The following is a 23293-nucleotide window of genomic DNA, read 5'->3' as shown; positions in this document are numbered from 1 at the left end:
AAGAGGTTGCACGGACAATCAGCTGCGTTCGGCGACGACGGTTTTAGCGACGTATCGGGCGCAAGGGAATCTAGCTGCGTCCGTCAACGCTTCGTCGGCACATTTGCCCGAGAGGTGGCGTATTTATAATACGACTCATTTGGTCGCTATGTCTAAACAGATATTCTCGGAATGCCGCCTTGGCTAAAATCACGCCCGCAGGTGGCGGATTCTTGACAGCTCGATCCTTGTGCCGGCGCTTTGATGCGCGGCATGAGCGAACCAAGACGCAAGCGCGGCGCCGAGCGAACCAGCAACAGGGGACCGACCGCCATCCCGCAACTGCCGTTGCGCCGCGTCACCAATCCCTATCCGCCAATGGCGATGCTCTCGGCCGACCAGATCGAGGCGATCCACCAGGCGTCGATGCATATCTTGGAGAATTTCGGCATCGAGGTGATGAGCCCGCGGGCGCTGTCGCTGTTCGAGAAGGCCGGGGCCAAGGTCGATCATGCCACGATGAACGTCCGCATCGATCGCGGCATGATCGAGGAAGCGCTGAAGACGACGCAGTCCAGCTATACGCTGACGCCGCGCAATCCCGCCCATGCCGTCCACCTCGGCGGCAATACCATCAACTTCACGCTCGTCGCCGGGCCGCCGAATGTGCACGACATGGAGCGCGGCCGCCGTGCCGGCAATTTGCGCGATTATTCCGATCTCGTCCGGCTGGCGCAGCATTTCAACTGCATCCACATGCTAGGCAACCAGGTCTGCGCGCCGGTAGAATTGCCGGCGAATTCCCGTCATCTCGACACCTATTTCGCCAATCTGACACTGACCGACAAAAGCTTTCACGTCTCGGCCATCGGCCGCGGCAGGGCGCTCGACGGCATCGAAATGATGGCAATCGCGCGCGGACTGACGCTTGACGAGATGCGCGACGATCCCGGCGTCACCACGATCATTTCGGTCAATTCGCCGCGCCGCTTCGACGAGATGATGGCCGAGGGGCTGATGACGATGGCCGAGTTCGGCCAGTCGGCGGCGGTAACGCCATTCACGCTGATGGGGGCGATGAGCCCGGTGACGCTTGCCGGCGCGCTCGCCCAGCAGAATGCCGAGGCGCTGTTCGGCGTGGTGCTGACGCAACTCGTCCGCCCCGGCGCGCCGGTGATGTATGGCGCCTTCACCTCCAATGTCGATATGAAATCGGGAGCGCCGGCGTTCGGCACGCCTGAAAACACCAAGGCGAATATCGCGTCCGGACAGTTGGCGCGGCGTTACAACCTGCCTTATCGCACAACGCCGGGCTCGGCTTCCAATGCCGCCGACGCGCAAGGCGCCTATGAGACGCTGATGGCGCTGTGGGGCGCGGTGCTCGGCCATGGCAACCTCGTCTACCATGCCGCCGGCTGGCAAGAGGGCGGACTGACAGCGTCGTTCGAAAAGTTCATCATCGACGTCGAGATGATCCAGCACATGATGGAGTTTTTGCGCCCGATCGAGGTCAACGAGGCCGAGCTTGCTGTCGAGGCTCTGGGTGCGGTTCCGACCGGCGGCCATTTCTTCGGCGAGCCGCACACTCTGGAGCGCTACGCCACAGCCTTCTACCAGCCGATGCTGTCCAACTGGCAAAATTTCGAGGCCTGGCAGGAGGCTGGCGGGCTCGATGCCACGGCGCGGGCGACGAGGCTTTGGAAGAAGGCGCTGGAGGACTATGTCGAGCCGGTGATGGAAGTCTCCAGGCGCGAGGCGCTTGAGACGTACGTGGCCAAGCGCAAGGAAGCGATCGGGCAAAGCGAGCCGTGATGATCGAAGGCTTGCGCTCGTGGGGCTCCTCCCCGAATTCATCGTTCCCATCCAACTCGTTGACGTCAGAGAGAATCCCATGAAATCGCATGCAAAGGTCGTGGTTATCGGCGGTGGCGTTGTCGGGTGCTCCGTGCTGTTCCATCTGGCCCGTCACGGCTGGACCGACATCGTGCTCCTGGAGCGCAATGAATTGACCTCCGGCTCGACCTGGCACGCCGCCGGCGGCATGCACACCATCAATGGCGATCCCAATGTCGCCAAGCTGCAGAAATACACAATCTCGCTCTACAAGGAGATCGAGGAACTGTCCGGCCAGGCGACCGGCGTGCATTTGACTGGCGGCGTCTTGCTGGCAGCGACGGAGGCGCGGCTCGACTGGCTGCGCGGCGTCGTCGCCAAGGGCCGCTATCTCGGCATCGAGCTCGAGGAGATATCGCCTGACGAGGCGGCCGAGCTGATGCCGTTGCTCGATCCCAAGCAGTTCGTCGGTGCCGTCCGCAACAAGGAGGACGGTCATCTCGATCCGTCCGGCGTTACTCATGCCTACGCCAAGGCGGCGAGGAAGCTTGGTGCCGAGGTCGAGCGTTTCACCAAGGTCGAGGACATCGTGCGGCGCGCCGACGGGCTGTGGCGCGTCATCACCAACAAGGGCGAGGTTGTGGCCGAACATGTCGTCAATGCCGGCGGCCTGTGGGCGCGTGAGGTCGGCCGCATGGTCGGGCTGGAGCTGCCGGTGCTGGCGATGGAGCACATGTACCTGATCACCGAGGACATGCCGGAGGTCGCCGCCTGGAACCAGAAGACCGGCACGGAGATCATCCATGCGGTCGACTTCGACGGCGAGCTCTATCTGCGCCAGGAACGCGGCGGCATGCTGATGGGCACTTACGAAAAGGCCAACAAGCCATGGTCCGAGTTCCAGACGCCATGGAATTTCGGCCACGAGCTGCTCGAACCCGACATCGACCGCATCGCACCGTCGCTGGAGGTTGGCTTCCGGCATTTCCCGGCGTTCCAGAACACCGGCATCAAGCAGATCATCAACGGACCCTTCACCTTCGCGCCGGACGGCAATCCGCTGGTCGGGCCCGTGCGCGGCCTGCCGGGGTTCTGGGTGGCCTGTGGTGTCATGGCCGGGTTCTCGCAGGGCGGCGGCGTCGGCCTGGCGCTGTCGAACTGGATGATCGAGGGCGATCCCGGCGCCGACATCTGGGCGATGGACGTTTCGCGCTACGGCGACTGGGCCACGATGGCCTATACCAACGCCAAGGTGCGCGAGAACTATTCGCGGCGGTTTTCGATCCGCTTCCCGAACGAGGAACTGCCGGCTGGGCGACCGCTCAAGACGACGCCGGTCTATGATCTGTTGTCGGCCGAGGGCGCGCAATGGGGCGTCGCCTATGGGCTGGAAGTGCCGCTGTGGTATGCGCCCGAAGGGGTCAAGGACGAATTCTCCTGGCGCCGCTCGAGCGACTTCGAGCATGTCGCGAAAGAAGTGGAGACGGTTCGGCAACGCGTTGGTCTGTCGGAAATCTCGTCATTTGCCAAATACAGAGTGACCGGCGCGGGTGCAGCAACCTGGCTCGACCGCTTGCTGGCCTGCAAGCTGCCAAGGCCCGGCCGCATGACGCTGGCGCCGATGCTGAAGGAAGACGGCAGGCTAATCGGCGATTTCACGCTGGCCAATCTCGGCGGTCCAAATTCTGCATGTAAGGATTGGTTCCTGGCCGGCAGCGGTGTCGCCGAGCAGTACCACATGCGCTGGTTCGAAGCGCACCTGCCGAAGGACGACTCTGTTAGCATCGAGGCGCTGGGAGCAAAACTCACCGGCTTATCGATCGCCGGGCCGAGCGCGCGGAACCTTCTTGAAAAGGTCACACGATCTGACGTGTCGAATACGGCCTTTCCGTTCATGGCCATCAGCAGGATGGATATCGGCATGGCGCCGTGCCTGGTCGGGCGCGTCAGCTACACCGGCGACCTCGGCTACGAGATCTGGGTGGCGCCGGAATATCAGCGTGCCGCCTGTCAGGCGCTGATGGCGGCGGGCGAGGAATTCGGCATCGGCCTGTTCGGCTCGCGCGCGCTCAATGCGCTGCGGCTCGAGAAGAATTACGGCTCATGGGCGCGCGAATACCGGCCGATCTATGGGCCGCTGGAGGCCGGCCTCGACCGCTTCGTCACCTACGGCAAAGAGGCCGATTTCATCGGCAAGCAGATGGCGCTGGCCGAGCGCAAGCAAGGCGGCAGACTGCGGCTGCGGGCCTTTGTCGTCGATGCTGCCGATGCCGACGTCATCGGCGACGAGCCAATCTGGTACGGCGGTGCCGTGCGCGGTTGGGTCACGTCGGGCGGCTACGCGCATCATTCGAAAAAGTCCGTCGCCATCGGCTATGTGCCGAAAGAGATTGCCGACGAAGCCGACGGCTTCGAGATTGAGCTTCTGGGCAAACGCCACGCTGCGCGCATGCAGCCGATCCCGCTGTTCGACGCGAATTTCGAGCGGATGCGTGGGTGACGTTTCAGGCACCGCGGCGGTTGTCCAGCGCCAGGGCTCCGGCGCCGGCAAACACCAGATAGAGGAAGATGAAGCAGAACGAGATCGCGGCATCGCCGCCGTTGTTGACCGGGAAGAAGTCGCGCGGCATGTGCGCCATGAAATAGGCGATCGCCATCTCGCCGCTGAGAAGGAATGCCACCGGTCTGGTGAAAAGCCCCAATACCAGCAGGATGCCGCCTCCGAATTCCAGGATGGCCGCGGTCAGCGATAGCCCGCTCATGGTGCCGGCATGGTCGCCGACGGGGAAATTGAACAGTTTCTGGGTGCCGTGCTCAATGAACTGCAGCGCCGTCACGATGCGCAAGGCGGCAAGGGCGAACGGTTGATATCCGGCGAGGCCTTCGAAAAGCTTCATCTACGACTCCATTTTCACCTAGCCCGGCCATAGGTCATCGCCAAAGGCCGGACCATTCACATAGTCCGGCCTGCATTCAACTGTCGGTGAGTGAGTCGTGAGGCGTGCTGTAGCCTTGGGGTCGCACGATGGCGGCCCCGCGATCAGCGCGGCCGTTAATGCCCGGGCGCTGTCAGAGCAAAGTGCGCGCCTTGCGGGTCTGTGCACTGTACGATCCAGCTGCCGCCGGGGACCTCCATCGGACCCATCAGGATCTTGCCGCCATTGTCGGTGACGCGCTTGGCTGCCGCGTCGATGCCGGGCACGTTGAAATAGAACTGCCAGACCGGCGCCGGGATCTGCTCGGGCTTGTTCATCATGCCGCCAACGGGCTCGCCGCCGAAGGCGAAAAGCTGGTAGACGCCCATCGGACCCATATCCATGGCGTCGCCCTTCTCCCAGCCGAACTGGCTGGAATAGAAATCGAACGCCGCCTTCCAGTCTGACGTGTAGAGCTCATGCCAGCCGATGTTGCCGGGGGTCGCCAACGGTAGCGGCGGCTGGTCGGGGCCGCTGGGCTGCAGGAAGTTGAACATCGCGCCTTGCGGGTCTGCAACGACGGCGAAGCGGCCGACGCCAGGAATGTCGTCGGGCTCGCGGTGAACCGCGCCACCAGCCTTCTTGAGGGAGGCCGTTGCGGCATCGACGTCCCTGGTGAGGATATAACCGACCCAGGCCGGCGGCATGCCCATCTTGCGCGCGTCATCGGGCAGCGTCATCAACCCGCCGACGCCGCGCTCGCCGACATTCATGACGATATAGCGCGGCATGCCCTGGGCCCCTTCGAAAGGCTGCCCCCTCCAGCCCACCACGGAGGTGTAAAACGCCTCGGCGGCGTCGAGATCGGTGGTCATCAGCTCGTACCAGAAGAAGGGCATGGGGGACTGTGGCATTGTCGTGCTCCTTGCGGTTTGTACATCGATCATGCGCGATCCATTCTAGGACGATCTTCACGACGAAAATCCGACAGCCAACCAAAAAAGATGACGGCAAATTGGAAATGTTACCGGGTTGCGCGCCCTGCGGTTTTCGACTTTGCTCGCAGTCAACGAGGGGTTGTTGATCCATGCGCCGGATGTCGCTCACTTCCGAACTTGTCGCGAATATCTCTTCAGCACCGTCCATCATCTGGAAGAGTTCGGCATTCTCGCGACCGCAATCTGTGGCGGCTGCAGGAAGTCGTCGCGGACGAGATCAGGTCGATGCATGGCCGCAAGCCCTGAAGCCGGCTCCCAGACGGCGCCCTGACCAGAGCGGACCATCACCAGTCTAAGGGCTATCCCGCTGCCCGGAATGGTTGTGGAAGGCGTGGTGCGCAACGCAGTGATCAGATCCAAGCGGCCATGGCTTCACGAGCAATCACCTCTTCCGTGCATTCGAGACTGAGCAATAGGAAATGCGAACAGTCGTCTGTCGGCCCGGGTATTGATCGCAACCAGTGCGAGTTCTCGACTCGTAGGAGGGGCCATCTATAGGAGGCTTGCCTGCCAGAGCCAATCAACGGGATTGAGCTGCTAGCGCTGACATGGGTCACTCCCAACATGTCGTCATGAGCCGAAAGTGCTAGCACTCCGTGGAAGTTGATCTTGAGGGTTCGTTCGGATGCCCCGACGAAGAAGTCGCCTTCGACGGCCAATTCAAAGTAGTTGTCGGATTTCAGACGCCACACCTGACAGGCAGCCAGCGGTAAATCTTCCACAGGCTCCCACCGCTGAACCGCCTCCTGAACAATGTCCATTACCTTCTCCAATGTTTGAAAATCGCGCACGATGCTCAAGCGCCTACCGCCTGGTAACGCTTTCGAACAGCTTGTCGCCACTTGGTAGCCAATTCTGGGCGCCGCATCCATTGAGGCGCAACGGACAGTGCTCAAAAACATGAGTGCGTTTATCATGTTTTTATCGAGCGGTTTCAGCGGTTTGCGCCGAAAATTGACCAATTGATAAAAAAATAAAACGTGCTAGCCTTCCCCAAAACAAGAACATGGGGAACTGACGATGCCAGAAGGCCAGTTCAAGCAAGGCATTGCCGGCGGGCGGCTTTCGCCGGAACAATATGCCGATAATTTTGCCGACCTGCACCCGCCGCTCGATCATCACGAGGCGCTGGTCGAGTCCGACCGCTGCTATTTCTGCTATGACGCGCCGTGCATGAATGCGTGTCCGACCTCGATCGACATCCCGCTGTTCATCCGCCAGATTTCGACGGGCAATCCGATCGGCTCAGCCAGGACTATTTTTGACCAGAACATTTTGGGCGGCATGTGCGCCCGCGTCTGCCCGACCGAGACGCTGTGCGAAGAAGTCTGCGTGCGCGAGGTGGCCGAAGGCAAGCCGGTGCAGATCGGTCGCCTTCAGCGCTACGCCACCGATGTCGCCATGGCCGAAAACAAGCAGTTCTACAAGCGCTCCGAACCGACCGGCAAGACGGTCGCCGTGGTCGGCGCCGGACCGGCCGGGCTTGCCGCCGCGCATCGGCTCGCCCGCTACGGCCACGACGTGACCATCCTGGAAGCCCGCCCGAAGCCCGGCGGCCTCAATGAGTACGGTATCGCCGCCTATAAAAGCGTCGACAATTTTGCCCAGGCCGAAGTCGACTATGTCACGTCGATCGGCGGCATCGACATCCAGAACGGCAAGGCGCTCGGCCGTGATTACCAGCTGTCGGACCTGACCAGGAATTACGATGCGGTGTTCCTCGGCATGGGGCTTGCCGGCGTCAATGCCTTGCGAGCGGATGGCGAGGAAGCGCAAGGCGTCACCAATGCCGTCGAGTTCATTGCCGAGCTTCGCCAAGCCAGCGATCTGGCCAGCCTGCCGGTCGGCCGGCGCGTCGTCGTCATCGGCGGCGGCATGACGGCGATCGATGCGGCGGTGCAGTCGAAGCTGCTCGGAGCCGAAGAGGTGACGATCTGCTATCGGCGCGGCCCGGAGCACATGAACGCCTCCGAATTCGAGCAGGACCTGGCCGCTGCCAACGGCGTCATCATCCGGCACTGGTTGCAGCCGAAGCGGGTCATTGCCGACGGCGGCAAGGTGTCGGCGATCGAGCTCGAATACACCGCGATGGACGGCGACCGGCTCGTCGGCACCGGCGAGCGGCTGACGTTGACCGCCGACCAGGTGTTCAAGGCGATCGGCCAGAGTTTTGTCCCGGCTGCGCTCAACGGCAGCGGGGCTTTGCTTGACCTGGAAGCCGGCCGTATCAAGGTCGACGCCGAAGGCCGCACCTCGCTGCCAAACGTCTGGGCCGGCGGCGACTGCATCTTTGGCGGCGACGACCTGACAGTCTCGGCCGTCGCACAAGGCCGCGACGCGGCGGAAAGCATTCATCGGGCACTGACCTCGAACGGGAGGGCATGAGCATGGCAGACATCCGCAACAATTTCGTCGGCATCAAATCGCCGAACCCGTTCTGGCTAGCCTCGGCGCCGCCGACCGACAAGGCCTATAACGTCATTCGCGCCTTCAAGGCTGGCTGGGGCGGCGTTGTCTGGAAGACGCTCGGCGAAGAAGGGCCGCCGGTGGTCAACGTCAACGGGCCGCGCTACGGCGCCATCTGGGGCGCCGATCGTCGCCTGCTTGGCCTGAACAATATAGAGCTGATCACCGACCGCGACCTGCAGGTCAATCTGCGCGAGATCAAGCAGGTCAAGATGGACTGGCCCGACCGGGCGATCGTCGTCTCGCTGATGGTGCCTTGCGAGGAGCATGCCTGGAAGGCGATCCTGCCGGTGGTCGAGGAGACCGGCGCCGACGGCATCGAGCTCAATTTCGGCTGCCCGCACGGCATGTCGGAACGCGGCATGGGTGCGGCAGTCGGCCAGGTGCCGGAATACATCGAAATGGTGGTGCGTTGGTGCAAGGCCAATACGCGCATGCCGGTCATCACCAAGCTGACGCCCAACATCACCGACATACGCAAGCCGGCACGCGCTGCCCTTGCCGGCGGCACCGACGCGGTGTCGCTGATCAACACCATCAATTCGATCACCGGCGTCAACCTCGACAATTTCGCGCCGGAGCCGACGATCGACGGCAAGGGTTCGCATGGCGGCTATTGCGGTCCGGCGGTGAAGCCGATCGCCATGAACATGGTGGCCGAGATCGCGCGCGATCCGGAAACGCATGGCCTGCCGATCTCCGGTATCGGCGGCATCACCACCTGGCGCGACGCCGCCGAATTCATGGCGCTCGGCGCCGGCAATGTGCAGGTGTGCACGGCGGCGATGACCTACGGCTTCAAGATCGTGCAGGAGATGATCGCCGGCCTGGAAAACTGGATGGACGAGAAGGGCCATGCCACGCTCGACGACATCGTCGGCCGTGCCACGCCCAACGTCACCGACTGGCAGTATCTCAATCTCAACTACGTCGCCAAGGCGCATATCGACCAGGATGCCTGCATCAAATGCGGCCGCTGCCACATCGCCTGCGAGGACACTTCGCACCAGGCGATCACCGCAATCGTCGACGGCGTCAGGCATTTCGAGGTGATCGAGGCCGAATGCGTCGGCTGCAATCTCTGCGTCAATGTCTGTCCGGTCGAGAACTGCATCACCATGGAGGCGTTGGCGGTCGGCGTGATGGACCAGCGCACCGGCAGGCCGGTGTCGCCGATCTATGCCAACTGGACGACGCATCCGAACAATCCGATGGCCAAGGTGGCGGCGGAGTAGCGCACAGCCCGTTGTGGAAAAGCGGCACCTGCGGGCGCCGCTTTTTTCAAATGGCTATTGCGGACATAAATTATCCAGGATAGTATATCTCCATGAATTGGAGATCAGAACAATGAAGCTGGGCGAAGGCGTCGAAGCGGCCATCCACTGCGCCGCGATGCTCGCCGGCGTTGACGGCGCCGCGACCTTGCCAGGTGCTGCCATGGCCGAAGCGTTCGGGCTGTCGCCGAGCTATCTGCTTAAGCATCTCAACGCGCTGACTGCGTCCGGCATTCTGGAATCAGTGCCGGGGCCGTCCGGCGGCTACCGGCTGGCGCGGCCGGCGGAACGCATAACGCTGCTCGATATCGTGCTGGCCGTCGAGGGGCGTGAACCGGCGTTCCGCTGCGCCGAAATCCGCCAGCGCGGCCCAGCGAAGCTCGATGCCTCGGTCTATGTCAAACCCTGCGGCATCAACGTAGCCATGCTGAAGGCCGAGCGTGCCTATCGCGCCGCGCTCGCCGACGCCCGGCTGTCCGACATCGTTGCAGAATACACGGCCGATGCCGATCCCCGTTCGGTCGCCGCGAACTGCGCCTTCGTCGAGCGCCATCGGCGGCCGCAGAAATCAAGTTCAACCAAGCAAGCATGAAAGGCTACAGACGATGAAACAGAGGCTGCAATTTTTCGGCGCGGCGCCGGAGATCATGAAGGCGGTGTCGGCGCTCAACAAGGCAGTCGACGAATGCGGGCTCGAAAAAAGCCTGTTGCATCTGATCAAGCTCAGGGCGTCGCAGATCAACGGCTGCTCGTATTGCGTCGAGATGCATAGCCGCGAAGCGCGCCGCGACGGCGAAAGCGAGCAGCGGCTCTATCTCGTCTCCGCCTGGAAGGAATCGCCGCTGTTTTCAGAGCGCGAACGCGCGGCCTTGGCCTGGACCGACGCGCTGACCAGGATTGCCGACAACGGTGTGTCGGACGAACTCTATGCAAGGACGCTCGAATATTTCTCGGAAGAGGAGCTGGTCAAGCTCTCGGTGGCGCTCGGCATGATCAACACCTGGAACCGGCTTTGCGTTCCGTTCCATGCAATCCATCCGATGCCAGCGGTCTTGGCCGCCTGAGGACCAGGTGCGCGGCCTTGCGCCGCGCGCCTCTTTTCTGCCCAAGGACACCCGACAGCATGTTTTTAAACTTTGATAGTGAGATCCTATTCGCCGCCCGCCTGCTGCTTGGCGGCGCCTTTGTCTTTGCCGGCCTGCGCAACATTCAGAACGCGGCGTTGGTAAGCCAATTGATGACGACGCGCGGCATGCCGCAGGCACGGCTGGTGCTGTGGCTGGGGATCGTCCTGCAGATCATCGCCGGAGCACTGGTGATCGCGGGCATCTGGACCGCTCCGGCAGCGGCATGCCTGATCCTGTTCCTGATCGTCGCCACGCCGATGTTCCATAACTTCTGGGATCATCAGGGCCCGGAGCGCGCGTCCCGCATCAACGGCTTTGTCGGCAACGTCGCGCTGGCCGGAGGATTTCTGGCGCTGATCGCGCAGTCGCTTTGACAACGACTGATGCCTCTTGGAGGCAGCCGCTCACGCCGCATACCGCAAGCCGCCATCACAGGTCAGGGCCTGGCCGGTGACGAAGCTGTTCGAAACCAGGAACGCAATTGCCTCGGCGACGTCCTCGGCGCGGCCGATACGGCCGACCGGCGTCTTGCCGGCGTACTCGGCAAACACCGCATGGCGCTGTTCATCGGGCAGGAAATCCCACCACGGCGTGTCGATGACGCCCGGCGCCACGGCATTGACGCGTAACGGCTTCAGCTCCATCGCCAGGATCGGCACCACGGTCAGCAGCATGCCGTTGACGGCGGCGATGCCGGCGACACCCGGCGCCGACAATTGCGCCGACACCGCCGAGATGAAAGTCACCGAGCCGCTCTTGTTCAGCGTCGGCAAGGCGGCCTGCAGGCAGGAGAGCGGTGGCCGGACCTTCTCGTCGACGCCACCGCCGATGTCGGTCAGGTCAAGTGTTTCGAACGGGCCGAGCCCCTTGCCGCCGCTGGCGGCCAGCACCAGGTGATCGAAAGGGCCGAGATCGCTGAAGAACCGGCGAACCTCGTCCGGCTTCGCGGCATCGAAGGCAGCTTTTTCGACCGCGCCGCCAAGGCTTTGCCATGCATTGTCGAGCCTTTCCCTGCTGCGCCCGGTGATCGTCACCTTCATCCCCGGGCCGAGCAGCTTTTTCGCGGTGGCGAGGCCGATGCCGGAGGAGCCGCCGACGATCACGGCGTGCTGCGTTTTCTCGATCATGAATTTTCTTTCTTCGATGTTGCGGAGACGGGTGCGAGCCCGACAAGGCCGAGGCTCAATTCGCGCAACTGCTGCCTCGCCTTAGCGTCATAGGCTTGCGCATCGGCGCGGGATTCTCTTTGGCCGTCGAAATAGAGGCCGCTTCGCCCTTCGAGCGCCGGCGATGTGGCGAGATTGGTGATGGCCTCGGCGCCGGTTTCGACCGAGCTCCACGGCGTGATGCCCGCCTGCCGCACCATCGTAGTGTTCATGTAGCTTGCCGGATGCAGGCTGTTGACCGTGACGCCGGTGCTCTTCAGCTGCTCCGCCAGATCGATGGTGAACATGATCTGCGCCAGCTTGCTCTGGCAGTAGGCACGGACGCCGTCATAGGAGCGGGTCAGCATGACATCACTGAAGTCGATCGCCCGTTGCCCGGCCGAGGCGACGTTGACGATGCGCGCCGGCGCGCTGGACTTGAGCAGTGGCAGCAGCTCCGTGGTGAGCAGGAAACCGGCGAGATAGTTGACGGCAAAGCGCAGCTCGTAGCCGTCGGCGCTGACCTGCCGTTTCGCGTTGGGGCCGGCGGTGCCGACGCCGGCATTGTTGATGAGGATATCGAGCCGCTTGGTCCTAGCGCGGACGGCTTCGGCGAGGCGGCGGACCTCGGCCAGGGAGGAGAGATCGGCGACAAGCAGCTCGGCGTTGCCGCCGGCGGCTTCGATCTCGGTCACGATCGCCTTGCCCCTTGTCGCGTCGCGGCCATGCACCAGGATGCGGGCGCCGCCGGCGCCGAGCCGTTGCGCGACAACGCGGCCGACGCCGTCGGTAGACCCTGTGATGAGGATTGTCTTGTCTTTCAGTTCCATGTTCGGAGCCTCCATCTTATCGCTCTGAGCGGAAAGATGGGGCACCAGACGCATGCCAAACAGTTCAAACTTTATCCTGGTATCGGTACTGCTATAATAGCGCCGATGGATTCCACCACGCACTCCGCCGAAGGCAGCCGTCGCCGCGAGCTTGGCGCATTTCTGCGCTCGCGGCGCGAAAGGCTGACGCCTTCGGCCACCGGCATCTCGACCGGCTTGCGCCGGCGCACGCCCGGGCTGCGGCGCGAGGAGGTGGCGATGATCGCCGGCGTCGGCACGACCTGGTACACCTGGCTGGAGCAGGGGCGCGACGTCAGGCCATCGGTGGAGGTGCTGACGGCGCTCAGTCAGGCGTTGCGTCTGGATGCGGCCGAGCAACGGCATCTGTTCATCCTTGCCGGCCGTCCGCAGCCGGAGCGTCGCGTCGACGCCCCGGAAAGGGTCGACGGTCCCTTGCTGCACATGCTGCAAAGCCTGGTCCTGCAGCCGGCCTATGTCGTTGGGCGTCGCTGGGACGTGCTGGCCTGGAACTCTGCCGCGGCAGCCGTATTCGGCGACTATGGCCTGCTGGAGGGCGATGCCCGCAACATCGTCCATATGGTTTTCACCAGCCCGCAGCATCGGCGCCTGCTCGTTGACTGGGAGGAACTGGCGCGTGCCGTGCTGGCGTCATTCCGGGCAGAAAGCGCCAGATATGTCGGCGACCCGGATTTCGAGCGGCTGATCGCGCTGATGACACGTTCAAGCCCGGAGTTTCGGGCATGGTGGCCGCTGCGCGATGTGGCCCGCAACCTGTCGGGTGTGAAGCATGTCAGGCATCCGACGGCAGGCGCCATGGCGTTCGAGCATATGAGCCTGTCGATCGACGACGGCTCGGACATGAAGCTGATCGTCTACACGCCGCTCGCCGAGCAGAACTCGATCGCCAAGCTCGAACAGCTGCTGGAGACGCTTCCGGCCGAGCGGCGCAGCGCGTGAACCCAGCTTCGTCATCCCAGGGCGTAGCAGCCGCGAAGCGGCGTCGCGGAGACCCTGGGATCCATGCCGTGACATCTGCCGAAGAATGCAGCGGAGCAGAATACTGCACTGCAGCAACGCTCTGAGGTCACGGCATGGATCCTGGGGTCTGCGCTGCGTCGCTCCGCTCCTTGCTGCGCCCCAGGATGACGAAGCAATGGGGGAGGTTTGCGACAGCCGAGCTGCCTCAGCCCTTCGGCTTCAGCCCGTCGATGAACAGCTGCTCGAGAAACCTTGCTGCATCCTCGAAGCGGCCGTCGCCGCCGCGGTCGGGGCCGAGCACGGCGCGGACCTGGACGTCGAAATCGGCGTAATGCTGCGTTGTCGCCCAGATCGAAAAGATCAGGTGCCAGGGGTCGGTGCGGGCGATCTTGCCGGCGCGCATCCAGCCCTTGATGACGTTGGCTTTCTCGTCGACCAGCGTCTTCAACTCCCCTTCCAGCATCGGCATGATGCGCGGCGCGCCCTGCAGGATCTCATTGGCGAACAGGCGGCTCTCGCGCGGGAAATCGCGCGCCATTTCCAGCTTGCGCCTGATGTAGCTGCGCAGTTCGGTTAGCGGATCGCCGATGTCGTCGAGTTCGCGCAGCGGCGCCAGCCAGGTGTCGAGAAGCCGCTGCATCAGCGTCTCGTGGATGTCCTCCTTGCGGCGGAAATAATAGAGCAGGTTCGGCTTCGACATGCCGGCGGCTTCGGCGATCTGGTCGATGGTCGAGCCGCGAAAACCGTTGGTGGAGAAGACTTCTAGCGCCGCCTCCAGGATGAGCTCGCGCTTTTCCAGCTGAATGCGGGTGCGGCGAGGAGCGGAGCTTTCGACCGCCCCCGTCACCCCGCAAAACCTTCGCCGTGAGGAGTGTCTGGACCAATTCTCTGGACCAGTTTTTCCTCGCCCTGTGGAGCGCACTTCGAAAGCCGCATTTCCGCTAGTAATCCCTTGACCGCTGATAAGGCGGTGCTAACGTTTGTCCAACCGGTCAAAAATTTGCGTAGCACGAAAACGTCGCGAAGACCAAGCGTTGGAAAGACCAAGCGTTAGCCGCACCGAAACAGGTTACAAGGGGAAGTCTTGGTCATGTCCAACCGGCTGAAAGTCACGCCGAACGATCTCAGCGCATTCTGGATGCCGTTCACGGCAAACCGGCAGTTCAAGCAGGCGCCGCGCATGATGGTGTCGGCCAAGGATATGCACTACACGACCAGCGACGGGCGCAAGGTGCTCGACGGCACCGCCGGCCTGTGGTGCGTCAATGCCGGCCACTGCCGCCCGAAGATCACCGAGGCGATCCAGAGCCAGGCGGCCGAGCTCGACTACGCTCCCGCGTTCCAGATGGGCCATCCGATCGTGTTCGAGCTGGCGAACCGGCTGGTCGACATCGCGCCGAAGGGCATGGACCATGTGTTCTTCACGAATTCCGGATCGGAATCGGTCGAGACCGCGCTGAAGATGGCGATCGCCTATCACCGCGTAAAAGGCGAGGGCTCGCGTACCCGCCTGATCGGCCGCGAACGCGGCTATCACGGCGTCAATTTCGGCGGCATCTCCGTCGGCGGCATTGTCACCAACCGCAAGATGTTCGGCACGCTGCTCGGCGGCGTCGATCACATGCCACACACGCATCTGCCGGAAAAGAACTCTTTCACCAAGGGCGTGCCGGAGCATGGCGCGGAACTGGCGAACGAGCTGGAGCGCATCGTCGCCTTGCACGACGCCTCGACCATCGCCGCCGTCATCGTCGAGCCGGTGGCCGGTTCCACCGGCGTCATCCTGCCGCCGAAAGGCTATCTCGAGAGGCTGCGCGAGATCTGCACCAAGCACGGCATCTTGCTGATCTTCGACGAAGTCATCACCGGTTTCGGCCGTCTCGGCACGCCGTTCGCCGCCGACTATTTCGGTATCACGCCGGATATCATGACCACCGCCAAAGGCGTCTCCAACGGCGTCATCCCGATGGGCGCGGTGTTCGTGAAGAAGGAAATCCACGACGCCTTCATGACCGGCCCCGAGCACATGATCGAGTTCTTCCACGGCTACACCTATTCGGGCAATCCGATCGCCTGCGCGGCGGCGTTGGGCACGCTCGACACCTACAAGGAAGAGGGGCTGCTGACGCGCGGCGAGGAACTGGCGCCGTACTGGGAGGACGCGCTGCACTCGCTGAAGGGCGAGCCGAACGTCATCGATATCAGAAACATCGGCCTGATCGGCGCGATCGAGCTGGCGCCGATCGCCGGCCAGCCGACGAAGCGGGCCTTCTCGGCTTTCGTCAAGGCATTCGAGCGCGGTGCATTGATCCGCACCACCGGCGACATCATCGCGCTATCGCCGCCGCTGATCATCACCAAGGGTCAGATCAACGAATTGATCGACCATGTGCGCGAAGTGCTGAGGGCCGTGGATTGAACCAGGTGCAGCTTTCCCTCCCCCTCGAGGGGAGGGTGGCCGCGAAGCGGCCGGGTGGGGTCGGTGCGGCAGTGCGCCAGCCTGACCTTCGGCCGCATAGGTGCCTGTGATGCCCCGGACCCGCGTGAGCTTCGAAATGCGCCAAAAGGCGCGCGCGCTTCGAGTACATGCGACCAAAGGCGAATCGCTGCTTTGGTATGAACTGCGCGAATTGAAATCGGCTGCGATGAAATTCCGGCGCCAGTGTCCGATCGGGCCTTATATCGTCGACTTTGCCTGCCTTGCGGTAAAGCTGGTCGTTGAAGTCGATGGTGATCTGCACGAACAGGAGAAGGGCAAACGGCACGACGCCGTCCGTGATGCCTATCTGCGGTCGCTCGGGTTCGATATCTTTCGCGTCGATGAGCCCGATGTCATAAACAGCGCTTGGCATGTCGCACAGGTGGTCAAGGAGAAGGTCGCGCGCATGTCAGCCGACCCCACCCGACCGCTTCGCGGCCACCCTCCCCTCGAGGGGGAGGGGGACGCTGGCGTGCCACAACCAATGAGGTTTTAGAATATGGCCGCCCCCGGCGAGAATCTGCGAATCAATTCAGACCGTTTGTGGGATTCGATAATGGAGATGGCGAAGATCGGCCCCGGCATTGCCGGCGGCAACAATCGCCAGACCGTGACCGATGAGGACGGCGAAGGGCGGCGTCTGTTCAAGCGCTGGTGCGATGAGGCGGGGCTCGAAATGGGCGTCGACGAGATGGGCACGATGTTTGCCCGTCGCGAAGGCACCGATGCCAGCCTGCCGCCGGTCTATGTCGGCAGCCATCTCGACACCCAGCCGACCGGCGGCAAGTATGATGGTGTGCTCGGCGTGCTCGGCGGGCTGGAGGTCGTGCGCTCGCTCAACGATCTCGGCATCAAGACAAAGCATCCGATCGTCGTCACCAACTGGACCAACGAGGAAGGCGCGCGCTTTGCGCCGGCGATGATGGCGTCCGGGGTATTCGCCGGCGTGCTCGATCAGGCCGACGTTTATTCGCATGTCGACAAGGATGGCAAGAAATTCGGCGAGGAGCTCGAACGGATCGGCTGGAAGGGCACCGAGAAAGTCGGCGAGCGCAAGATCCACGCCTTCTTCGAATTGCATATCGAGCAGGGCCCGATCCTCGAGGACGAGGGCATCGACATTGGTGTCGTCACCCATGGCCAGGGACTGAAATGGCTGCAGGTGACGTTGACCGGCAAGGAGGCGCATACCGGCTCGACGCCGATGCCGAAGCGGCGCAATGCCGGGCTCGGCATGGCGCGGGTGATCGAATTGGTGCACGAGATCGCCATGGACTACCAACCCGACGCCGTCGGCGCGGTCGGCCATATGGAGGTCTATCCGAACTCGCGTAACATCATTGCCGGGCGCACCGTCTTCACCATAGACATCCGCTCGCCGGAAAAGGAGGTGCTGGACGCCATGGACGAACGCATCCGCGAAGGCATCGACACAATCTGCGACGCGCTCGACATCAAATATCAAATCGATCAGGTCGGCCATTTCGATCCGGTCACTTTCGACGCGGGCTGCGTCAAGGCTGTGCGGGATGCGGCGGAGCGCCTGGGATATACGCATCGCAACATCGTCTCCGGCGCCGGCCATGACGCCTGCTGGATCAACCGCGTCGCACCCACCGCAATGGTGATGTGCCCCTGCGTCGACGGTCTCAGCCACAACGAGGCCGAGGAAATCACCAAGGAATGGGCAGCGGCCGGCGCCGACGTGCTGTTCCATGCGGTCGTCGACACGGCGGTGATTGTCGAATGATGGGATAGCCTCGCAACGCCGCTCACAAGAAGCGCGAAGAGAACAAAGGGAACATGAAAATGTCCAAAGTCATCAAGAATGGCACCATCGTCACCGCCGACCGCACGTGGAAGGCCGACGTGCTGTTCAAGCACGGCAAGATCATCGGCATCGGCTCGGATTTGCATGGCGACCATGAGTTCGACGCCAGCGGCTGCTATGTGATGCCGGGCGGCATCGACCCGCATACCCATCTCGAAATGCCGTTCATGGGCACCTATTCGGCCGACGATTTCGAATCCGGCACGCGAGCGGCCCTTGCCGGCGGCACGACCATGGTCGTCGATTTCTGCCTGCCGGCGCCGCAGCAATCGCTGCTCGAGGCCCTGCAGATGTGGGACAACAAGACCTCGAAGGCGTCCTGCGACTATTCCTTCCACATGGCGATCACCTGGTGGGGCAAGCAGGTGTTCGACGAGATGGCCACTGTCGTCGACAGGGGCATTACCTCGTTCAAGCATTTCATGGCCTACAAGGGCGCGCTGATGGTCGATGACGACGAGCTCTATTCGTCGTTCCAGCGCTGTGCCGATCTCGGCGCGCTGCCGCTGGTCCATGCCGAGAATGGCGACGTGGTGGCGGCGCTGTCGCAGAAGCTGCTGGCGGCGGGCAATAGTGGCCCCGAAGGGCACGCCTATTCGCGTCCGCCGGAAGTGGAAGGCGAGGCGACCAACCGCGCCATCATGATCGCCGACATGGCCGGCGTGCCGCTCTATGTCGTGCATGTCTCCTGCGAGCAGGCGCACGAAGCCATCCGCCGCGCGCGCCAGAAAGGCATGCGGGTATTCGGCGAGCCGCTGATCCAGCACCTGACGCTGGACGAGAGCGAATATTTCAACAAGGACTGGGACCATGCGGCGCGGCGCGTCATGAGCCCGCCCTTCCGCAACAAATGGCACCAGGATTCGCTGTGGGCGGGCCTGCAGGCCGGATCACTGCAAGTGGTGGCGACCGACCATTGTGCCTTCACCACCAAACAAAAGCGCAACGGCGTCGGCGACTTCACCAAGATCCCGAACGGCACGGGCGGGCTCGAGGATCGTTTGCCGGTGCTGTGGACGACCGGCGTCAACACCGGCCGGCTGACGATGAATGAGTTCGTCGCGGTGACCTCGACCAACATCGCCAAGATCCTCAACATGTATCCGAAGAAGGGCGCCATCGTCGAAGGCGCGGATGCCGACATCGTCGTCTGGGATCCGAAGCGCAAGAAGAAGATCACGGCCAAGAAGCAGCAATCGGTGATCGACTACAATGTCTTCGAAGGTTTTGAGGTAACCGGCCTGCCGCGCTTCGTCTTCTCGCGCGGCGAACTGTCGATCGAGGAAAACGAGGTCAAGGCGAAGCCCGGCCATGGCGAGTTCGTCGCTCGCGAGCCGAACGCGGCGGTCAACCGGGCCCTGTCGACCTGGAAGGAGATTTCCGCGCCGCGCAAGGTGGAACGTACAGGCATCCCGGCGACGGGCGTTTGAGCTTGGGGAGCCACGGAGCGATTATCTCAATGGCCGCGGTGATCCTTGCCGCCGGGCCGGCGGCGGCTGACGTCCTTGCCGGCTCCTTTGGCAATGAGGTCGGTTGCGCTGGTGTACGGCTCGGTTATCAGGACAGCGACGATTATGTCGTGCTGACCGCCGACGGCGTCGAAACCTATGGCAGCGGCTGCCAGTTCGCACAGCGACTGACGACAGCGCCTGGCACCTTGTTGTTGAGCTCCACCTGTTTCGCCGAGGGCGAGGAGGGCACGACCACGGATGTCGTCAAGGTCATCAACAGAGGAGGGGACGGTTTCTTCGTGACCATTCCCGGCCTTGAGGAGATAGGGCCGCTGAAATCATGTTCGTGACGGTGCCGATGGCGACCGCTGCCTCGATGCCGGCGTCAGGCGACCAACCCGTCCAGTTCCGGCAGCAGGACGACGCTTTCCTGTTCGTTGGGATCGGTGCGGGCAATGACGGCCGAGGCGGGGCCGTCGCTCAGATTGGCCGGCAGATGCGGCACGCCGGGGGGAATATAGAAAAGATCGCCGGCCTTGACCACGATATGCTGTTCGAGCCGGTCGCCATACCAGGTATGGACTTCGCCGGAGAGCACATAGATCGCGGTTTCATGGTTTTCGTGCATATGCGCCTTGGCGCGGGCACCCGGCGGCATGGTCAGCAGATGCATGCAGATGCCGGACGAGCCGACTGTTTCGGCGGCGATACCGGCGAAATAACTCAGGCCCTGCTTGCCTTCATAAGAGCTTTCAGGGCGGATAAGATGGCAAGTCGGTTTGGGCGACATCGGGGCAACTCCGGGCGTCTATCTGATGGGACAAGGGCGCGTAGAACTGGGGCGCGTAGAACTGGGGCGAGTAGGACTGGGCGAGTGGAAAGCAACATCGGGGTAAAATCAATGGGATTCCGGCCGGCGCCGCAGTGGCCGGAAGCGACAGGCTACGGCCGATGACGGGAGTATCGCCAGCCGTTGTTTCGGCAAGCAAGCTTGGCCTGACCTTCCAGACCAATGATGGTCCGGTGCAGGCGCTGTCGAACGTCGACCTGACGATCGGCAAGGGTGAATTCGTGTCCTTCATCGGGCCCTCCGGCTGCGGCAAGACGACCTTGCTGCGCGTCATCGCCGATCTGGAGAAGCCGACATCGGGAGCCATCTCCGTCAACGGCATGACGCCCGAGCAGGCGCGCCAGAGCCGCGCCTATGGCTATGTCTTCCAGGCGGCCGCACTTTATCCGTGGCGCACGATCGAGCGCAATGTGGCACTGCCGCTGGAGATCATGGGCCTGTCCAGGGCGGAGCAGGCGGCGCGCATCAAGCGAACCCTCGACCTTGTCAACCTCGGCGGCTTCGAGAAGAAATACCCCTGGCAGCTTTCGGGCGGCATGCAGCAGCGCGCCTCGATCGCACGGGCGCTGGCTTTCGATGCCGATCTTTTGTTGATGGACGAGCCGTTCGGCGCGCTGGACGAGATCGTGCGCGACCATCTCAACGAACAGCTGCTGGAGCTTTGGGAGCGGACCAACAAGACCATCTGCTTCGTCACCCATTCGATCCCTGAGGCGGTCTATCTGTCGACGCGCATCATCGTCATGTCGCCGCGCCCGGGGCGTGTCAGCGACGTCATAGAATCGACGCTGCCGAAAAAGCGGCCGCTCGATATCCGCGAGACGCCGGAGTTCCTGGCCATCGCGGCACGCGTGCGCGACGGGCTGAGGGCGGGGCACAGCTATGATGATTGAGCGGGATGAGCTCCCTCCTCTCCCCGTCGGGGCTAGCGGGGCCATCCATACCTTCGTCATCCTAGGGCGGAGCAGCCGCGAAGCGGCCTGCGCAGACCCTAGGATGACGAAAGAGACGATTGCCGTAACAAAAGTACCCGGCCTCCGCTTCGCTCCAGCCACCCTCTCCCCGTCGGGGAGAGGAGGGCGTTTACCCGGCGAGGCCTGCTAGATGGACTCGTTTCGCGACAAGATCGTTCCGGTGACCTCGATCCTCCTGGGCGTCGTCGTCGTCTGGTACGTCATGGCTGTCATCCTCAACGCGCCGTTCCAGCGCGATCTCGACCGCCGCGCCAATCAGACGCCGGGTATTGTGGAATTCATCGGCAAGACGCTGGTACAGCCGAAGCCGACGCTGCCGGCGCCGCATCAGGTGGCGGTGAATTTTTTCGAAAACACCTTTCTGCGCAGCATCACCTCGAACCGCAGCCTTGTCTACAATGCCTGGGTGACGCTGTCGTCGACGCTGCTCGGCTTTGCTTTCGGCACGGCGCTCGGCATCGTCATCGCCGTCGGCATCGTGCATGTGGCGACGCTCGACCGCAGCCTGATGCCGTGGATCATCGCCTCGCAGACCATTCCGATCCTGGCGGTGGCGCCGATGATCATCGTCGTGCTGGCGGCGGTCGGCATCACCGGGCTTATCCCGAAGGCGCTGATCTCGACCTATCTGTCGTTCTTCCCGGTGGCGGTCGGCATGGTGAAGGGACTGCGCTCGCCCGAGCTCACCCATCTCGACCTGATGCACACCTATAATGCCAGTGCCTCGCAGGCCTTCTGGAAATTGCGTGTGCCGGCTTCGGTGCCGTTCCTGTTCACCTCGATGAAGGTGGCGGTGGCCGCCAGCCTGGTCGGCGCGATCGTCGGCGAGTTGCCGACCGGCGCCGTCGCCGGCATCGGCGCCAAATTGCTCGCCGGCGCCTACTACAGCCAGACCATCGACATCTGGTCGGCTCTGGTTGCCGGGTCGGTGGTCGCGGCGCTGCTGGTGATGGTCGTCGGCATCGCCGGGCGCCTCGTCGACCGCGCCATGGGCGGGAGGCCGGCATGAGCTCCATCCTGAGCCTTTCCTCAATCACGCCTCGATCCTGGCAGGGGTATGCCGCGCTTGTCCTGCTTGTCGGCGCGCTGCTTCTTTGGCCGCTCGTCAGTGCTACGCCCGGTTACGGCATGGCGACTACGGTTTTGATTTTCATTTTGCTGCTCGTGGCAATCGAGGCCGACAACTTTCCACCGATGATCGGGGTGGTGTTGCTGTTCCTTGGCGCGCATGGCGCAGCGTGGATGCTGCTCGCCGGCATAACCGGCAATGAGGGCAGCGCTCGCGCATCCTTCTATCTGCTGCTCGTCGCGGCGTGGTTTCTGGCCTGGCGCTGCGTAACGGTCCTGTCGTCGTTTCGCCCGACATCGCGCTGGGCGTCAACCGCCCTGCGCCTGATCATTCCGGCCATCTTCGGCGCCTGGATCCTGATCATCTGGGAGGCGGTGACGCGTGGTGCCGGCATTCCCTTCATCCTGTTGCCGCCGCCAAGCGCCGTCGGTGCACGCATCGTCGGGTCGCTGCCGGTGCTGGGGGCCGATGTCAGGCAGACCATCTTCAAGGCGGTTATCTTCGGCTATGTGGTGGGGAGCAGCGCCGGCTTCCTCGTTGCCATCGCCGCCGACCGCGTGCCGTTCCTGCGGCGCGGGCTTTTGCCGATCGGCAATATGGTGTCGGCGCTGCCGATCATCGGCGTCGCGCCGATCATGGTCATGTGGTTCGGCTTCGACTGGCAGTCGAAGGCAGCGGTGGTCATCATCATGACCTTCTTCCCGATGCTGGTGAACACCGTCGCCGGGCTTGCCGCCTCCGGCCATATGGAGCGCGACCTGATGCGCACCTATGCCTCGAGCTACTGGCAGACGCTGTTCAAGCTGCGGCTGCCGGCGGCGGCACCCTTCATCTTCAATGCGTTGAAGATCAATTCGACGCTGGCGCTGATCGGCGCCATCGTCGCCGAGTTCTTCGGCACGCCGGTGGTCGGCATGGGATTCCGCATTTCGACGGAAGTCGGGCGGATGAACATCGACATGGTGTGGGCGGAAATCGCAGTTGCAGCACTTGCGGGTTCGGTCTTTTATGGCGTGGTCGCTCTTTTCGAGAGAGCAGTCACGTTTTGGCATCCCTCTGTCCGTGGTGGATAG

General features: G+C 63.0%; 23 protein-coding genes and 1 pseudogene. 17 read left to right on the top strand and 7 right to left on the bottom strand.

What is annotated here, in order from left to right:
- Positions 1 to 252 precede the first annotated feature (252 nt).
- Positions 253 to 1791: a trimethylamine methyltransferase family protein gene (locus tag NKJ28_RS24570; RefSeq protein WP_352637274.1), complete on the top strand. Its 1539-nt coding sequence runs from the start codon at positions 253 to 255 to the stop codon at positions 1789 to 1791.
- 79 nt (positions 1792 to 1870) lie between these two features.
- Positions 1871 to 4312 carry a GcvT family protein gene (locus NKJ28_RS24565; protein WP_352637273.1) on the top strand — a complete coding sequence of 814 codons (2442 nt, stop codon included), beginning with the start codon at positions 1871 to 1873 and terminating at the stop codon, positions 4310 to 4312.
- Positions 4313 to 4316: 4 nt separating this feature from the next.
- Here the strand turns inward: NKJ28_RS24565 and NKJ28_RS24560 are convergent, their stop codons facing one another.
- Entirely contained in the window at positions 4317 to 4709 is a 393-nt protein-coding gene (locus NKJ28_RS24560) for a DoxX family protein (RefSeq protein ID WP_352637271.1), read from the bottom strand.
- A gap of 155 nt (positions 4710 to 4864) precedes the next feature.
- On the bottom strand, positions 4865 to 5641 hold the full coding sequence (locus NKJ28_RS24555; protein ID WP_352456224.1) for a VOC family protein: 777 nt from the start codon (positions 5639 to 5641) through the stop codon (positions 4865 to 4867).
- A 205-nt stretch (positions 5642 to 5846) separates the two neighbouring features.
- Between NKJ28_RS24555 and NKJ28_RS24550 the strand changes: the two are divergent.
- Positions 5847 to 5971: pseudogene (locus NKJ28_RS24550) on the top strand (gamma-glutamylcyclotransferase); the annotation flags it as partial.
- Positions 5972 to 6075: 104 nt separating this feature from the next.
- On the opposite strand, the gene NKJ28_RS24545 reads toward NKJ28_RS24550, so the two are convergent.
- A complete protein-coding gene (locus NKJ28_RS24545) occupies positions 6076 to 6525 on the bottom strand; it encodes a hypothetical protein (protein ID WP_352637270.1) in 450 nt (149 codons plus the stop codon).
- A 220-nt stretch (positions 6526 to 6745) separates the two neighbouring features.
- On the opposite strand from NKJ28_RS24545, the gene NKJ28_RS24540 reads away from it, so the two are divergent.
- The 5 genes from NKJ28_RS24540 to NKJ28_RS24520 all read left to right on the top strand — a co-directional run bounded on the left by NKJ28_RS24540 (position 6746) and on the right by NKJ28_RS24520 (position 10966).
- On the top strand, positions 6746 to 8110 hold the full coding sequence (locus NKJ28_RS24540) for an NAD(P)-dependent oxidoreductase (protein ID WP_352621224.1): 1365 nt from the start codon (positions 6746 to 6748) through the stop codon (positions 8108 to 8110).
- A gap of 2 nt (positions 8111 to 8112) precedes the next feature.
- On the top strand, positions 8113 to 9426 hold the full coding sequence (gene preA / locus NKJ28_RS24535; RefSeq protein WP_352578713.1) for an NAD-dependent dihydropyrimidine dehydrogenase subunit PreA: 1314 nt from the start codon (positions 8113 to 8115) through the stop codon (positions 9424 to 9426).
- Positions 9427 to 9538: 112 nt separating this feature from the next.
- Positions 9539 to 10057, top strand: a complete 519-nt coding sequence (locus tag NKJ28_RS24530; RefSeq protein ID WP_352453193.1) for an RrF2 family transcriptional regulator — start codon at positions 9539 to 9541, stop codon at positions 10055 to 10057.
- 13 nt (positions 10058 to 10070) lie between these two features.
- Complete coding sequence (locus tag NKJ28_RS24525; protein WP_352505556.1) at positions 10071 to 10529, top strand: carboxymuconolactone decarboxylase family protein; 459 nt, start codon at positions 10071 to 10073, stop codon at positions 10527 to 10529.
- 59 nt (positions 10530 to 10588) lie between these two features.
- Positions 10589 to 10966, top strand: a complete 378-nt coding sequence (locus NKJ28_RS24520) for a DoxX family protein (RefSeq protein WP_352571805.1) — start codon at positions 10589 to 10591, stop codon at positions 10964 to 10966.
- 30 nt (positions 10967 to 10996) lie between these two features.
- Here NKJ28_RS24520 and NKJ28_RS24515 read toward each other — a convergent pair whose 3' ends face one another.
- Positions 10997 to 11719 (bottom strand): SDR family oxidoreductase, encoded by a 723-nt coding sequence (locus NKJ28_RS24515; RefSeq protein ID WP_352637269.1) that lies wholly within the window; start codon positions 11717 to 11719, stop codon positions 10997 to 10999.
- Positions 11716 to 12567 (bottom strand): SDR family NAD(P)-dependent oxidoreductase, encoded by an 852-nt coding sequence (locus NKJ28_RS24510; protein ID WP_352637267.1) that lies wholly within the window; start codon positions 12565 to 12567, stop codon positions 11716 to 11718. The genes NKJ28_RS24515 and NKJ28_RS24510 overlap by 4 nt, the downstream gene beginning before the upstream one ends.
- Positions 12568 to 12672: 105 nt before the next feature.
- Here NKJ28_RS24510 and NKJ28_RS24505 point away from each other — a divergent pair, with 105 nt between their 5' ends.
- A complete protein-coding gene (locus NKJ28_RS24505) occupies positions 12673 to 13545 on the top strand; it encodes a helix-turn-helix transcriptional regulator (RefSeq protein WP_352637266.1) in 873 nt (290 codons plus the stop codon).
- Between the two features lie 226 nt (positions 13546 to 13771).
- Here the strand turns inward: NKJ28_RS24505 and NKJ28_RS24500 are convergent, their stop codons facing one another.
- The gene (locus NKJ28_RS24500; RefSeq protein WP_254819042.1) at positions 13772 to 14413 is read right to left on the bottom strand and encodes a TetR family transcriptional regulator C-terminal domain-containing protein; all 642 of its coding nucleotides are present in this window, start codon (positions 14411 to 14413) and stop codon (positions 13772 to 13774) included.
- Between the two features lie 243 nt (positions 14414 to 14656).
- On the opposite strand from NKJ28_RS24500, the gene aptA reads away from it, so the two are divergent.
- From aptA to NKJ28_RS24475, 5 genes are all read left to right on the top strand, one after another.
- Positions 14657 to 15985, top strand: coding sequence for an omega-aminotransferase AptA (gene aptA, locus NKJ28_RS24495; protein WP_352637265.1), 1329 nt, complete (start codon positions 14657 to 14659; stop codon positions 15983 to 15985).
- Positions 15986 to 16094: 109 nt separating this feature from the next.
- Positions 16095 to 16541, top strand: a complete 447-nt coding sequence (locus tag NKJ28_RS24490) for an endonuclease domain-containing protein (RefSeq protein WP_352637264.1) — start codon at positions 16095 to 16097, stop codon at positions 16539 to 16541.
- A gap of 3 nt (positions 16542 to 16544) precedes the next feature.
- Positions 16545 to 17795 (top strand): Zn-dependent hydrolase, encoded by a 1251-nt coding sequence (locus NKJ28_RS24485; RefSeq protein WP_352637263.1) that lies wholly within the window; start codon positions 16545 to 16547, stop codon positions 17793 to 17795.
- A gap of 59 nt (positions 17796 to 17854) precedes the next feature.
- A complete protein-coding gene (gene hydA, locus NKJ28_RS24480; protein WP_352637262.1) occupies positions 17855 to 19306 on the top strand; it encodes a dihydropyrimidinase in 1452 nt (483 codons plus the stop codon).
- A gap of 29 nt (positions 19307 to 19335) precedes the next feature.
- Complete coding sequence (locus tag NKJ28_RS24475; RefSeq protein ID WP_031211553.1) at positions 19336 to 19677, top strand: hypothetical protein; 342 nt, start codon at positions 19336 to 19338, stop codon at positions 19675 to 19677.
- 35 nt (positions 19678 to 19712) lie between these two features.
- Here the strand turns inward: NKJ28_RS24475 and NKJ28_RS24470 are convergent, their stop codons facing one another.
- A complete protein-coding gene (locus NKJ28_RS24470) occupies positions 19713 to 20117 on the bottom strand; it encodes a cupin domain-containing protein (protein ID WP_023675871.1) in 405 nt (134 codons plus the stop codon).
- Positions 20118 to 20278: 161 nt separating this feature from the next.
- Between NKJ28_RS24470 and NKJ28_RS24465 the strand changes: the two genes are divergently transcribed.
- From NKJ28_RS24465 to NKJ28_RS24455, 3 genes are all read left to right on the top strand, one after another.
- Positions 20279 to 21070 carry an ABC transporter ATP-binding protein gene (locus tag NKJ28_RS24465; RefSeq protein WP_352571793.1) on the top strand — a complete coding sequence of 264 codons (792 nt, stop codon included), beginning with the start codon at positions 20279 to 20281 and terminating at the stop codon, positions 21068 to 21070.
- Between the two features lie 211 nt (positions 21071 to 21281).
- Positions 21282 to 22160 (top strand): ABC transporter permease, encoded by an 879-nt coding sequence (locus NKJ28_RS24460; RefSeq protein ID WP_352637261.1) that lies wholly within the window; start codon positions 21282 to 21284, stop codon positions 22158 to 22160.
- Entirely contained in the window at positions 22157 to 23293 is a 1137-nt protein-coding gene (locus NKJ28_RS24455; protein ID WP_352637260.1) for an ABC transporter permease, read from the top strand. The genes NKJ28_RS24460 and NKJ28_RS24455 overlap by 4 nt, the downstream gene beginning before the upstream one ends.

It is taken from the genome of Mesorhizobium sp. M0145 (assembly GCF_040322355.1).
GTDB lineage: Bacteria > Pseudomonadota > Alphaproteobacteria > Rhizobiales > Rhizobiaceae > Mesorhizobium.
Note: the sequence above shows the minus strand (reverse complement) of the source record. Positions and strands in the feature narration are given on the sequence as shown.